Source organism: Spirillospora sp. NPDC000708 (assembly GCF_040299565.1).
Lineage (GTDB): Bacteria > Actinomycetota > Actinomycetes > Streptosporangiales > Streptosporangiaceae > Spirillospora.
Genome location: NZ_JBEPCJ010000102.1, coordinates 25634 through 38139, shown reverse-complemented (window position 1 = coordinate 38139; position 12506 = coordinate 25634). Strand labels below are relative to the sequence as shown.

Sequence of the window (12506 nt, the reverse complement as noted above, 5' to 3'; positions counted from 1 at the left end):
CGCGATGGACTTCGTCCACCCTTGACTTTGGAGCCTCTGCGGCCCCTGGGCAGGTGTTGGGGGCAGGCTCCGCCTGCCCCGCCCCGGGTCGCGCCACCCCACCACCCCCTTCCGTCAGGTACCAAGGGGGCAGCAAGGAGGCGAGGGCAGGGCACCAGCAGTTCCCCAATACCATCACCAGATCCCTCGGCGGCAAGGCCCAGAACTTCCTTCGTGGGAGGCATCGACCGCTCACAACACGCCATGGCTGTTACAGCATTGCCGATCACTCTGGCCGTGGGGCTGTGGGAACGCGCGATGCGGCTGCCATACGGCGTTAACCACTGCGGCGGTATCACTCAAGTCGTCCCGATATCGCGCTGTCAGGGTGCATGCGGCATGCAGGCCCGACTGGCTCGCCTGTCATCGGAATGGATGTGGCGGACACCGGCGCAGGGCGTGGCGCGCGCTGATGTTGCTAGCGACGGGGCGGTGATGCGGCTCAGCCCAGGGGGCGCCGGGTTGGCCGATGCTGCAGGGCGGCGTCGTGAACGGGTGGCCCGGGGCCTCCGCTAAGCGCCATCTGGAGAGGACAGGCGCAGCCGGTGCGGAAAGGTCGCCTGTGGTGCGGGCACGCCGAGGCCACCCGTCATCGGTGTGGATGCGGGCGGACCGGCGCAGGGCGTAGCCGGGTGTGGTGTTGCCGAGGGTGGGTGGTGACGCGGTCCAGTCCGGGGGCGGTGTGGGCGGGTCGGTCCGGTGAGCGGTGTAGTGGCCGGTTGGGGCGGTCTCTGAAGGGCTGTCTGATGGTGGGGATATGTGCAGCCGGTGTGAGGCGGTCGGCTGTGGTGTGGGCATGCCGGGGGCCGCCGTCATCGGTGTGGATGCGGGCGGACCGGCGCAGGGCATGACCGAGCCCGGTGTTACTGGGGTGGTGCGGCTATGCGGCCCAGTCGAGCGCGGGGCTGTCAGGTGGGCCGATGCTGCCTGGTGGTCCTGCCCCGGTTGCTGATCCTGTGGCGTCGGCTGGTGGGAGTAGCCGGTAGACGTATCGCCCGTCCTGATCCTTGGTGATCTGGATCTGGTCGGGGTTGGTGTGTTTGAAGCGGTTGTGCCATCCGCAGGTGAGGGCGAGTTGATCGATGTCGGTGGGCGATCGCCCAAGCGCCCATCCGTGGACGTGGTCGACCTCGCACAGCGTCCCGGGCACTTCGCAGCCTCGTACCGCGCACGAGGGGTAGAGCGTCTCCAGCACCTGCCGCTGCGCTGCGGAGGCGAATCGTTCCCGGTAGCCCAGGTAGAGCGGGGTGTTTCCGCGTCCGAGCAGGAGGGGTGAGACTCCGGCGGCCAGTGCGATGCGGCGGGCCTGGGCGGCGGGAATCGGGGTCCCGTCGGTCAGGCGGGCCGGGGCGTTGCCTCCGGTCAGCGTCTCCAGGTCGCAGATCACGGTGACCTTGGACGCCTTGTGTCCACCCGACAGGACGCTCGACAGCGCTGCTGCGGTGCGTTCGGGGAGGTCTCGGCGGTCGTCGGGTCCGGCCGGCTTGGCCAGCGGAGCGAGCGTGCCGTCCCAGATCGCGGCGTCTTCGGGGTTCAGCCAGCCCTTGACGTACCGGCCGCCGTCCAGCGAACGCGTGGTCGTGAGCCAGGACTTGTCGTAGCCCCGCTTGGTGTCCTCGTCAGGGGCGCCTTCGATGTCGTCGCGTTCGGCGATGAGGTCGCGGATGCAGCGGCCGAACGCGGCGACCTTCCCGGCCGAGAAGCCCTGCTCGACGAACCCGAGGAGGATTGTCTCGGCCTCGGCGCAGTCGGTGTCGTCCAGGCGGGCGACCGAGTCGGCGACGGTGGCGGCGTACCCGTAGGACAGGTCCCCGGCGGCGAGGCGTTCGGCCACCTGCGGGAGACGATGACGCTGCCGCGCCAGCACCAGACGCTCTTTCACCCGGTTATCGCGCATGCCCAGCCGCGACCGCAGCCATGCCTGGGTGGAGGGATATCCCCACCGGGCCTGCTCCCCGCAGGCGTCGACTCGGCCTATGAATCCGGCGAGGACGCTTTCCTGCAAATCGCACGCGGCCACAAGAGTTTCGGTGAGTTCCAGGCACGCGGCCGCTGATTCCGGGGCTTCTCGCGATGCGAGTTCAGTGGCGATGGTTGAGAGCGCGTTCACCAGTTCTATGGTGGACGCGGCCTCAAGCTCGACCGTCACTGATTGCATACGTAAATAGTACCCTGTGTGGCCGACATTCGAGGCCGTTCAAGGCCGTTCGGGCCACATGCTTCCCGGTATTTTTCGAGCGGGAAAGGCTGCTGAACCGCGTGGCCTTTATCGATGTTCGTACCTCGCGGAAGGGGGAGTTCGTCCCTTGATACCTGACGGAAGGGGGGTGGTGGGCAAGGCCTCGGCATAGTCGCGTTATGTCCGTTTTATTCATGCTGGGTCGAGTCGGAGGGTCTCGAGGGTCCTGGTGGTGTCCTGGGTGTGGTGCTTGCAAGGAGGCTGTGATGGTGGTGTGCCCGGCCGTTTCGGAGGATCCCGATGGCGAGCAGATCGTGGCGGCAGGCGATCTGGCTGTGGCCGTCTGGGCGCTTCAGGCGCATCCTGTGAAGTGCGCAGAGTGGGCGCGCGCGAGTTCTGGCCGGCGGGGAGGAATGCATGGAGAGCGGGCCGAGCAGGACGGCGATGTTCGCGGCCGTGTCGCGTGGATTGTTTCGCCTGGAGACGGCGTCGCCGTGGGTACTGGATGATGTGCTGGCCCTGGTGCTTGTCGGCCCGGTATGGCGGGAGCTGCGAGACCGGTTCGATCCGCTGTTCCCCGGCCCGGTCCGTCGCGAGTCCCGCGCGGCTGTCTGCACCCGCAGCCGGTACGCCGAGGACCGGCTGGCTGCCGGCGCCTTCACGCAGTACGTGATTCTTGGCGCGGGGCTTGACTCGTTCGCGTGGCGGCAGCCGGATCTGCTCGGCTCGCTGACGGTGTTCGAGGTTGATCATCCTGCTTCCCAGGCCTGGAAGCTCCAGCGGGTCAGGGAGCTCGGCCTGCCGCTCAGCGACTCGCAGGTGTTCGTGCCGGTTGATTTCGAGGCCGAACCGCTTCAGGATGTTCTGGGCGCGGCCGGGTTCGACTGGGCGCAGCCGGCGATGTTCTGCTGGACGGGTGTCGCTCCCTATCTGACGGCACAGGCGATCGAGTCGACGTTGCGGACGATCGCGGCGGCTGCTCCCGGGTCTGAGGTGGTGTTCTCCTATCGGGCCGAGGACTGTGTGCTGGACGACCTGGGGACGCAATTCACCCGGATCTACACGCCGATCGCGGCTTCTGCCGGCGAGCCTCTTCAGCCCGGCTGGCCGGTCATCGAGATCGAGAGGCTGATCAGCCGGTGCGGGCTAAAGGTCGTGGACCATCCCGCACGTGCAGACCTCCAGCAGCGGTACTTCGCCGGCCGTACCGATGGCCTGCGGCCCTATAGCTTCGAGACCCTGGTGGCCGCGCGGGTCACCTGAGCGAACGCAGCCACGTCCGGCAACTTCACCCTCTTCGAGGGCCAGGCGGTGAAGGTACGGCAGAGGGGTACAGCAACCTCCAGGGCATCGGCGTTGTCGCGTCATGTCCGTTCTATTCATGCTGGGCGCAGTCCGAGGGTTTCGAGAGTCCGGGTGGCGTCCCGGGCGTGGTAGCGGCAAGCGGCGGCGATGCCGGTGTGCCCGGCCTTTTTCAAGATGCCGATGGCCAGGTTGCACAGGGTGGACATGGCCCGGGGTCCGCTGCCGGTGCGGATCTGGGAGGCGTCTTCGCCGTAGCCGACGTCGCGGACGTGGTGCAGGGCCTCGATCTGCCAGTGGCCGCGGATCCAGGCGGCGAGCTGGGCGGGGGTTGCCCGGTGGGCGTCCAGGCTGGTGATGGCGTAGACGGTGGCGGTCCGCCGCTTCCCGTCGTCCAGCGGCCGGATCTGGCGGGTCAGGCAGATGGCCTGGGCGGCGTGCGGGAAGCCGAGCCCGGCGGCGACGGCCGCGGCCTTGAGGGTGCGATGCTCCTGGCGGCCATGGTCCCGGTTGTGCTGGCGGGCGGCGACCGGGATGCGCCGCCAGGGCATTGACGTGGGCGTACAGGCCCGGCTGGTTCTTCTTGACCACCAGGATGTAATGGGCCCCCTTGCAGGTCACAAGGAACTCGGCGTGCTCGCGCTGGGTGTGTAGCGCGTCGGCACCCGGCCAGGTCCAGCGGCTCCAGCAGCGGCGCGAACCGGGTGATCTCGTTGGTCTTGCCCTCCACGCCGACCTGGCGAGCACAACACCACAGCGCTGATCGAGGGCGGCCGGCAGGTGCACCGGCCGGCCGCCCCCGCTGGCATGACGGGTGCCCCGCACCGCCTTGCCGTCCACCGCGACTGCCCGCCGAGGGCGCCGCGCGTGTCCTGCTGCCTGGCCGACGGCCCGCAGCCGCGCATCCAGCCAGGCCCGACGGCAGCATCCAGCGCACTGGCGTCTGTTGCTTCCAGAACGCGCCGGATGGTGGCCTCGCCGGGCGGCGCGAACTGCCGGGTCAGCGGATCACGGCGGACGCCCAGAGCGGCCAGGACCTGCGGCGGCGCGTCCGCGCCCCATTCGCCGACCGCGGTGATCGATGTCGCTCCGGCCAGCACCGCCGCCGCGGCCGCCATTAACAACGACGGCAGGCTGTGGCGGACGCCGCGCCGATCCCGCGGGTCCGGCACCTGTTCCAGGTACTCCGCCAGGCCTGGGCACTGGCCCGACAGTAGCGCGCGGTCACTGGATTCGACACCCACATGATCTTTGAACCGTCCCTGCACCGCGTCCCGGTGAGCGAACCAGACACCCGGTCACAAACAAGCCATTACGCCACTATGCCGAGACCCCGGGGGTGGTGGGGTGGCGCGACCCGGGGGGGGCGGATCTCCTATCGGCCTTGGAGAGCACCGCCCCGTCGCAAGAACTTCCAAAATGCTTAGAGCGGAGAAAACCAAAAACGCTACCGCGATCAGTGGCGGTCTTCGCCTGTCGGGAGGGCGGGGACGCGGCCCGGCTTCCAGCCTCGGCGGCGGCCCATCGGAATGACGGCCCCGCCGAAGGCGACGAGGACGGTGAGACCGAGCGCGCCACCGGCGATACCGAGCCCGATGTTCCGGGTGCGGTGGTCGACGGGCGCGGCGTGCGCGATGGGGACGGGGCTGCTCAGCGGGCGGGCGGCGGACGTCTGCCCGGGCTCGGCGTTCGGGTCCAGCACGGCGGACACCGCCTGCATCGGGCTGATCATTCCGTACCCGCTGCCCTGCCCGTTGCCGCCTTCGGCGGTGATCAGGATCCGGTTGATGACCTGCTGGTACGTCAGCTTCGGGAAGCGGGACCGGACGAGCGCGGCGACTCCGGCGGCGTAGGGGGCGCTGAAGCTGGTGCCCTGCAGGCCGCCCGCGTAGCCGGTGCCGACGGTCGAGATGATGTCCTGGCCCGGCGCGGACACGTCGATGCGCGTCTTGTGGTTGGAGAAGTCGGAGATCGTGCCGTTCTGGTCCACCGCGGCGACCGACAGGACGCCCGGATAGTTGGCCGGGTAGCCCGCGCTCTCCTTGCCGCGCTCGTCCTTGTCGACGTTGCCCGCCGCGGCGACGATCAGCACGTCGTGCTGCTGCGCAACCTTGACGGCCTGCTGCAGGAGCGTGGTGTCGGGGGCGCGCGCCGAGACGTTGATGACCTTGGCGCCGTGCTCGGCGGCCCACTTGATCGCCTTCGGCAGCAGGGTGTTGTCGTCGGTGCTCTCACCCGTGGTGAACTTGGCGTCGAGCAGCTTGACCTGCGGCGCGACCCCGACGAACGGGACGTTGCGGCGGCGCATGTCGGACCCGGCGATGATGCCGGAGACCTGGGTGCCGTGCCCGTAGCAGTCGGTGGGCGTGGTGCCCGTCGCGTCGAAACTGCCGACGATCTTGCCCTTGAGCTGCGGGTGGGCGGCCTCGATGCCGCTGTCGACGACGGCGACGGTCACGCCGGCGCCGCGGGTGATCGACCACGCCTGCTCGAAGTCCAGCCGCCGCTGCGCCCAGGGCTGCTGGGTGATCGCCGAGGCGGGCTGGCCGCTCGGCTTGTTGCACTGGCCGCCGGACGGGGCCTGCTGCTGCTTGCGCTCCGGCGACTTGGTCGGCGTCGGCTTCCTGGTGGCCGGCGGCTTGGTGGTCGGCGCCGCCTGCGGCCGGTCGCCGGGGGCGGCGGACGCGACCGGGGCGAACACGAGCGCCGTGGTCAGGGCCAGGCCGGTGGCGCCGGCCACGAGTCCCGCTCCGCGCATTCCCATCTCTCCTGAAACCGTGCGAACGCCATGACTCTAGACGATTCGCCGCCGTCACCCGGCCTCCCGTCCTCATCGGGACGCGCGGGTCCGCCTCCTTTCAGCGGCAAGGCTCTCCGCCCTCACGCGGCCTCCCCGCGCTTCCACGAGGCTCGCCGCTTCACTGGGACTCCTCGTCCTTGCTCGGCGGCTCCACGAGATCCTCGTCCCACGTCCAGCCGAGGGTCCGGGCGGTGGCGGCGAGGGCGTCCCGGCTGCGGCCGCTGATCTCGACGGCGTAGTCCGCCATGCCGGTGTCGTGCCGGACGATCACGTCGGGGCCGCCGAACAGGGCGGTGTCGGCGCCGAGCTCCCGCCAGTTCTGGAAGCCCATCGGCCGGTAGGCCGCCTCGATGCGCTCCCGCACCGGGGGGTCGTCGGGGAAGTCGTCGTCGCCGAGCTGGACGGACCAGCCGAAGTGGGACGGCAGCCGGACGGCGGCGAGCAGCACGAAGAACTCGGAGATCGACCGGGCCTGCGGGACCCACCCGTCCTCGCCGACGCTGACGAGCACGCGCGGGTCGTCGTGGCCGGCTTCGGACGCGAGGTAGGCCCACTCGTTGCAGTACTCGTACTCGGCCATGAAGCAGCAGAGCCGCAGGTCATCGCCGGGTCCGACGAACGGGTTCGGCTCCGGCAGGCCCTCCGAGACGCCGTACCCGGACGGGTCGGGCCGCAGCGTCGGCGGGTACTCGGGGTTCGTCCAGTACAGCCGGGACGAGTACGTGAAGGAGTTGAACGGCAGGTCCCACCATTCGTCCAGCGCCTTCGGGATCGGCAGCGTCCGGTCGACGCCCTCGAAGGGGTCCTCCTCCTCGCCGGTCCATTCCTCGTGGAGCGTGCGGACGTAGGCGCGGTGCTCGGTCTCCGACCACTTCGGCCACGGGTCGACTCCGGCGGGCACCGTGTAGCCCCATTCGTCCTGGAATTCGCGCAGCAGGTCCCAGCGCGGGCGCGGCGCGGCGAGCCGTTCCGCGAACCGCCCATAGTCGATGATCTCCGTCACGCTGGAAGCGTAGTCCCCGGCGCTCTCCGGAAGGCCCCGAGCCAGGTCATCCGCGACCTTAAGGACTCAACGGTCGCCGTACTAGCATTCGGCGCGTGCACTCCACCGCCCCCATCCCCCCGCCTCCGGGGGAGCTGTCCGGCGAAAGCGGGGACCGCGCCTCCGCGAGGCGCCGGCTGGTCCCCGTCGCCGTGGTGTGCGCGGTCGCCGCCGTCGCGGCGGTGACGTGGGTCGCGGGCGGTTTCGAGGAGGCGCCGAAGCAGCCCGTCGAGAGGCCGGGCAGGGCGCTGGACGTCGGCCTGTTCACGCTGACGGTCCGGGACGCGCGGCTCGGCCTGGTGAAGGGCGCGTTCGACACGGCTCCGAAGCGGTACCTGATCGTCCGGATGCGGGTCGTCAACAACGGCAAGGAGACCGAGTCGCTCGGCGACGGCGGCCTGAAGGACGGTCTGGCCGCGCGCACCAAGGCCGGCAAGTGGCTGGAGCCCGACCAGGTCGAGGGTGTCGCGGGCGGCGCGAAGACGGACTCGGTGCAGCCGGGCCTGCCCGTCGAGGCGTCCGCGATGTGGAAGGCGGGACCGGCGGACGCGCCGCGCCGGTTCACCGTCGGCCTTCGGAAGTGGGAGTACCGGACGGGGTTCACCGACGTCAGTTACAACTGGCTGCCCGACACCGAGGACGGTGCGCTCGCCGCGAAGATGACCCTCCCGGTCGCGGCCGCCGCGACCCCGGTGTCGCCCGCGCCGTCCCCGACGCTGTTCCCGACGCGGGCGGCACGTCCGACCCGGGCCGCCCGCCCGACGTCCGGCGCGGCGCGTCCGACCGTGCGGACCACCCGGCCGCAGCGGCCCCGGCCGACCGCGAGCCCCTGATGGACGGGCGCGAACTGCTGGTGCGCGGCGGTGCCGGTGTCGTCGGGACGGGCCTGCTCGTCGCGGCGATGTGGGTGCACACGATGCGGCCGAAGGTGGACGCCAAGGAGATGGACCCGCTCCGCAACGACGGGAAGATCGGGCAGACCGTCTCCAATCGCATGTTCAGCGTCCGCGTCGACGGCGTGCAGGCGGCGCGGTCGCTGGCGCCCGGTCTGAGTTTCGGGAACGAGCCGGCGATCGGCACCGACGGCGTCTACCTCGCGGTGCGGATCCGGGCGAGGAGCGAGCGCGAGCCGCTCCGCCTCGGCACCGCGGTGCTGGAGACGCCCGGCGGCTACGGCTACCGGTACGACCCGCGGTCCGGGACGACGAGCACCGTCCCGGACATGCAGCCGATGATCTGGGCGCCGGGGACGCTGCTATTCGAGCTGCCGAAGGACCGCCTGCGCGGCGCGCATCTCGTCGTCGGGACGGGCGGGCTGCTGCCCCAGCTGTCCGCCGCCGCCGACATCGACCTCGGGATCGACGCGGACCGGGCGCGGGCGCTGCTCCGCGGCGCCGTCGACCGCTTCGACCCGGAGGCGGCCTCGTGACGACCGCGGCCGGTTCCGGGTTCGACGACCCGCAGCGCACGAACCCCGACCTGCCCGCGATCCCCGCGCGGCCGCGCTCGCGGCTCCGTCCCCGCGACCGGCGCGTCATCCAGGCGCTCGCGCTGACCGCGCTGCTGCCCGCCCTCCTCGTCCTGAAATGGATGGACGAGACCGACAGCGTCGAGAAGAACCTGAAACCGCCGGAGAAGGTGACGGACGTTCCGCGCGGCGCGACCGGCACGCTGGTGGGCGCGCGGTGGAAGGTGGTCGCACGGCAGACCGCCGCGCCGCCGTCGTTCGGCACGAAGCCGAAGGACGGCACCGTCACGGAGCTGCAGGTGGTGCTGGCCGTCCGGCCGGACGACGCGGCCGCCGCGAAGGCGGTCGGCTCCTACGGGATCGTCTACACCTTCACCGACGGCGACGGCCGCAGCTGGTCGGCGACCGGCCTCGCCGCCGGGACGGCACGGCCGGGCACCGTCGGCCGCGTCACCGTCAGAGGGACGGTGCCCCGTACGGTGGCGGTGGCCCTGGCGCTGCGGGTGCAGGCGCCGAAGGCGTCGCGGAAGCAGGGGACGCCACTGCCTTCGCTGCGTTTCGCGCCGTGACCCGCGCCATCACCAGGTTGAACGCGGCGGCGAGCAGGCAGATCCGGAGGATCTCGAAGACCAGGCCCGTCCCGAAGTCCACCAGCGGCAGCCGCGGCATCCACCACGTCACCTCGTGCGGGCCGAGCAGTTCGTACACCCAGCGGCGGGACGCGTCCCGGCCCACGTCCAGCGCGGAGAACAGCAGGCAGAACACCGTGAACGGCATCATCCCGGACCGGCGGACGAGCCGCAGCCCGTACCAGGCGGGCAGCCACATCTCCCGGAACCCGCGGGTCAGCACCTCCCGGACGCTGCCCTGCCGCTCGATCCCGCCGGCCGCCGCGAGCCGCCGCGCGACCCGCCCGCGGCCGAGCACGACCCGCTCGTCGCCCGCGTCCAGGCCGAGGATCACCCCGGCGATGACCAGCCAGATCAGCGCGCCGAGCACCGCGTCCTTGAACGGCGGCCACAGGTCCAGGACGGGTCCGGCGGCGCCGTCGATCCACTGCCAGGCCCGCCGCCCGGTGATCCAGCCGGCCGCGTCGCCGCGCAGGTGGTCGATCGTGAAGATGCCGAACAGCGTGAAGTTGATCTCCAGGAAGGCCATCAGCGCGCCCGCCGAGCGGCCGAGCCGCTCCTCCAGCAGCCACTCCACCGCCGTCTTGACCACGAAGAACCCCGCGGTGATCCCGACGGCGAGCACGACGTGCTTCTCCAGCGAGATCAGCATTCCCATGCCCTTGAGCTGCCCCTGGAAGCCGCCCTCGGCGAAGCCGCGGCTCGCCGCCATGTCGGCGAACTCGCGGGCGTCGTCGGTCTGCATCCCCCACGCCAGGTAGAAGATCACGAACGGGAGCGCGGCCCGCGCCATCGCGCCGACCACCGACTCGTCGTTCCCGACGGCCCACGGCGTCAGGTCGCCGTCCGCCGCGCGGGCGTGCACGACGTCCAGGCCCTCGCGGACGCAGTGCACCATCAGCACCGCCGTCGCCAGAGTGATCACCACCAGCAGGCCGACGGTGACGAGCGGCGCGACCGTCGCGGCGGTGCCCTTCATCGCGCCGAGCCGGTACCCGCCGTACAGCGCGCCGTACCGCAGCAGCCGACCGGCGGTGAACCACAGCGTCAGCGGCAGGACGAACCGTCCCGCGAGCTTGAGCGCGGCCCACGGCAGCAGCAGCGGCGACCGACCCGACAGTGCGAACATCGCGCCGATGCTACTCCGCAGGCCACCGGCCGCCCCAGGTCACCGGCCTCCCCAGGACACCGGCCTCCCCAGGACACCGGCCGCCCCGCGGCTGCGGCGACCGTCCCAGGCGGCGGCCGGGAAACGGCGAACCCCGCCGCCCCGGACGGACCGGGACGGCGGGGTTCGGAGGTTCAGGCCGGACCTGGCCGCTGCCCGCCCGGGGTCGTCCCCCGAGCGGGCGCGCGGTGGGTCAGATGGCCACCTGGAGCGCGGCGACCTCGCCGGTCTTGGCGGTGACCGCGTTGTCGACGCTCACCCCGCCCGCGGCCAGCACCCGCACCGTCCAGTCGCCGTCGGCGGCGAAGAAGCGGAACACGCCCTCGTCACCGGTGACGACCTCGGCGGTGAACTCGCCGGTCGAGTCGAGCAGTCGCGCGTACGCGCTGGACACGGGAGCGCCGTCACGGGTGACGGTGCCCTGGATCACGGCCTCGTTGGTCAGGTCGACGGTCGCGGGAAGGTGCGCCGTCTGCTCCGGCGCTGCGCAGCCCTGGGTCATTGCTCCTCCATCTCCGTGCACACGGAAAGATTCGTTCCGCCGGCGGCGGTGGGGTGTCGTGCGGGGTGTTACTCGGGTGCTACTTGGGCTCGCCGAGCTCGATCGGCACGCCGACCAGCGAGCCGTACTCGGTCCACGAACCGTCGTAGTTCTTCACGTTCGGCAGGCCGAGGAGCTCGCGCAGCGCGAACCAGGTGTGGGACGAGCGCTCGCCGATGCGGCAGTAGGCGATCGTGTCCTTGCTCAGGTCGACGCCGGCCTCGGTGTACAGCTCGCGGAGCTCGTCGTCGGACTTGAACGTGCCGTCGTCGTTGGCCGCCTTCGACCACGGGATGCTGCGCGCGGTCGGCACGTGGCCGGCCCGCTGCGACTGCTCCTGCGGCAGGTGCGCCGGGGCGAGCAGCTTGCCGCTGAACTCGTCCGGGGACCGGACGTCGATCAGGTTCTTGCTGCCGATCGCGTCGACGACCTCGTCGCGGAAGGCGCGGATCGTGAGGTCCTGCTCCTTGGCCTTGTAGTCGGTGCGCGGACGCGACGGGACGTCCTCGACCAGCTCGCGGGAGTCCAGCTCCCACTTCTTGCGGCCGCCGTCGAGCAGCTTCACCTTGTCGTGCCCGTACAGCTTGAAGTACCAGTACGCGTACGCGGCGAACCAGTTGTTGTTGCCGCCGTAGAGGATCACCAGGTCGTCGTTGGCGATGCCCTTGCCGGACAGCAGCTGCTCGAAGCCGGTCTTGTCCACGAAGTCGCGGCGCACCGGGTCCTGCAGCTCGGTCTTCCAGTCGATCTTGACGGCGCCACGGATGTGGCCCTTGTCGTAGGCGGACACGTCCTCGTCCACCTCGACCAGGACCAGGCCCGGGTCGTCCAGGTGGGCCTCGACCCATTCGGTGTCCACCAGGACGTCGGAGCGGCTCATGCGGGAACCTCCCTGTCGGAGCGAATCTTCGCGGTGATACGTCGGAAGAGCGGATAAATCTCGCAGCCGAGGCAGAACCCGAACGCCGCGTTCAGGAACGCCGCCGCCAGCGCGAGGGCGGTGGCACCGATGCCGAGCCAGGTGATCCCCGTCCCGTATCCGACCGTCCCCACCGCGGCGAAGACGAACCCGACGCCCTGCGCGAAGCGGGGCGGGGCCTCGTCCTCCAGTTCCGCGGGAGGAGCGAGCCGGGGGCGGATCAGCGCTTTGAACACCAGCCCGTACGGGGCGTACCGGAGGCCGAGGAACGCGCCGATGGCGAACACGACGGCCTGAGCGGCGAGCAGTGCCCAGCTTCCGGTCACCAGGACCGCGACGAGAACGACCGTCGTGACCGAGGCGCCGAAGCGCGGCCCACGCGGATCAACCTGCATCGGGGTGCTCCATGGCGGAGAGGA

At 71.0% G+C, this 12506-nt stretch carries 13 protein-coding genes; 4 read left to right on the top strand and 9 right to left on the bottom strand.

Going from position 1 to position 12506, the window contains the following annotated elements:
* Positions 1-919 precede the first annotated feature (919 nt).
* The gene (locus tag ABT299_RS44260) at positions 920-2197 is read right to left on the bottom strand and encodes an HNH endonuclease signature motif containing protein (protein WP_500254447.1); all 1278 of its coding nucleotides are present in this window, start codon (positions 2195-2197) and stop codon (positions 920-922) included.
* A gap of 438 nt (positions 2198-2635) precedes the next feature.
* Here ABT299_RS44260 and ABT299_RS44255 point away from each other — a divergent pair, with 438 nt between their 5' ends.
* Positions 2636-3481, top strand: coding sequence for a class I SAM-dependent methyltransferase (locus ABT299_RS44255; RefSeq protein ID WP_500254446.1), 846 nt, complete (start codon positions 2636-2638; stop codon positions 3479-3481).
* 116 nt (positions 3482-3597) lie between these two features.
* Here the strand turns inward: ABT299_RS44255 and ABT299_RS44250 are convergent, their stop codons facing one another.
* The 4 genes from ABT299_RS44250 to ABT299_RS44235 all read right to left on the bottom strand — a co-directional run bounded on the left by ABT299_RS44250 (position 3598) and on the right by ABT299_RS44235 (position 7323).
* On the bottom strand, positions 3598-4071 hold the full coding sequence (locus ABT299_RS44250) for a hypothetical protein (protein WP_500254445.1): 474 nt from the start codon (positions 4069-4071) through the stop codon (positions 3598-3600).
* 66 nt (positions 4072-4137) lie between these two features.
* Complete coding sequence (locus ABT299_RS44245; protein ID WP_500254448.1) at positions 4138-4764, bottom strand: transposase family protein; 627 nt, start codon at positions 4762-4764, stop codon at positions 4138-4140.
* 212 nt (positions 4765-4976) lie between these two features.
* Positions 4977-6278 carry a S8 family peptidase gene (locus tag ABT299_RS44240; protein WP_500254444.1) on the bottom strand — a complete coding sequence of 434 codons (1302 nt, stop codon included), beginning with the start codon at positions 6276-6278 and terminating at the stop codon, positions 4977-4979.
* Positions 6279-6438: 160 nt separating this feature from the next.
* Positions 6439-7323 carry a hypothetical protein gene (locus ABT299_RS44235; protein ID WP_500254443.1) on the bottom strand — a complete coding sequence of 295 codons (885 nt, stop codon included), beginning with the start codon at positions 7321-7323 and terminating at the stop codon, positions 6439-6441.
* Between the two features lie 95 nt (positions 7324-7418).
* Between ABT299_RS44235 and ABT299_RS44230 the strand changes: the two genes are divergently transcribed.
* The 3 genes from ABT299_RS44230 to ABT299_RS44220 are packed head-to-tail and all read left to right on the top strand — an operon-like array spanning position 7419 to position 9399.
* Positions 7419-8195 (top strand): hypothetical protein, encoded by a 777-nt coding sequence (locus ABT299_RS44230; RefSeq protein ID WP_500254442.1) that lies wholly within the window; start codon positions 7419-7421, stop codon positions 8193-8195.
* A complete protein-coding gene (locus tag ABT299_RS44225) occupies positions 8195-8791 on the top strand; it encodes a hypothetical protein (RefSeq protein WP_500254441.1) in 597 nt (198 codons plus the stop codon). The genes ABT299_RS44230 and ABT299_RS44225 overlap by 1 nt, the downstream gene beginning before the upstream one ends.
* Positions 8788-9399: a hypothetical protein gene (locus tag ABT299_RS44220; RefSeq protein ID WP_500254440.1), complete on the top strand. Its 612-nt coding sequence runs from the start codon at positions 8788-8790 to the stop codon at positions 9397-9399. The genes ABT299_RS44225 and ABT299_RS44220 overlap by 4 nt, the downstream gene beginning before the upstream one ends.
* Here ABT299_RS44220 and ABT299_RS44215 read toward each other — a convergent pair.
* The 4 genes from ABT299_RS44215 to ABT299_RS44200 form a co-directional block, all read right to left on the bottom strand.
* Positions 9287-10588, bottom strand: a complete 1302-nt coding sequence (locus tag ABT299_RS44215) for a hypothetical protein (RefSeq protein WP_500254439.1) — start codon at positions 10586-10588, stop codon at positions 9287-9289. The two genes, ABT299_RS44220 and ABT299_RS44215, sit on opposite strands and share 113 nt — an antisense overlap.
* A 232-nt stretch (positions 10589-10820) precedes the next feature.
* Positions 10821-11129: a DUF1416 domain-containing protein gene (locus ABT299_RS44210; protein WP_151539333.1), complete on the bottom strand. Its 309-nt coding sequence runs from the start codon at positions 11127-11129 to the stop codon at positions 10821-10823.
* 79 nt (positions 11130-11208) lie between these two features.
* A complete protein-coding gene (locus ABT299_RS44205) occupies positions 11209-12048 on the bottom strand; it encodes a sulfurtransferase (RefSeq protein WP_190856790.1) in 840 nt (279 codons plus the stop codon).
* Complete coding sequence (locus ABT299_RS44200) at positions 12045-12482, bottom strand: DUF4395 domain-containing protein (protein ID WP_190856791.1); 438 nt, start codon at positions 12480-12482, stop codon at positions 12045-12047. The genes ABT299_RS44205 and ABT299_RS44200 overlap by 4 nt, the downstream gene beginning before the upstream one ends.
* Between the last annotated feature and the right edge of the window lie 24 nt (positions 12483-12506).

Coding starts and splice junctions, on each gene's coding strand:
- ABT299_RS44205 (WP_190856790.1), bottom strand. CDS start 12,048: ATGAGCCGCTCCGACGTCCTGGTGGACACCGAATGGGTCGAGGCCCAC.
- ABT299_RS44200 (WP_190856791.1), bottom strand. CDS start 12,482: ATGCAGGTTGATCCGCGTGGGCCGCGCTTCGGCGCCTCGGTCACGACG.
- ABT299_RS44260 (WP_500254447.1), bottom strand. CDS start 2,197: ATGCAATCAGTGACGGTCGAGCTTGAGGCCGCGTCCACCATAGAACTG.
- ABT299_RS44255 (WP_500254446.1), top strand. CDS start 2,636: ATGGAGAGCGGGCCGAGCAGGACGGCGATGTTCGCGGCCGTGTCGCGT.
- ABT299_RS44210 (WP_151539333.1), bottom strand. CDS start 11,129: ATGACCCAGGGCTGCGCAGCGCCGGAGCAGACGGCGCACCTTCCCGCG.
- ABT299_RS44215 (WP_500254439.1), bottom strand. CDS start 10,588: ATGTTCGCACTGTCGGGTCGGTCGCCGCTGCTGCTGCCGTGGGCCGCG.
- ABT299_RS44250 (WP_500254445.1), bottom strand. CDS start 4,071: ATGCCCTGGCGGCGCATCCCGGTCGCCGCCCGCCAGCACAACCGGGAC.
- ABT299_RS44225 (WP_500254441.1), top strand. CDS start 8,195: ATGGACGGGCGCGAACTGCTGGTGCGCGGCGGTGCCGGTGTCGTCGGG.
- ABT299_RS44240 (WP_500254444.1), bottom strand. CDS start 6,278: ATGCGCGGAGCGGGACTCGTGGCCGGCGCCACCGGCCTGGCCCTGACC.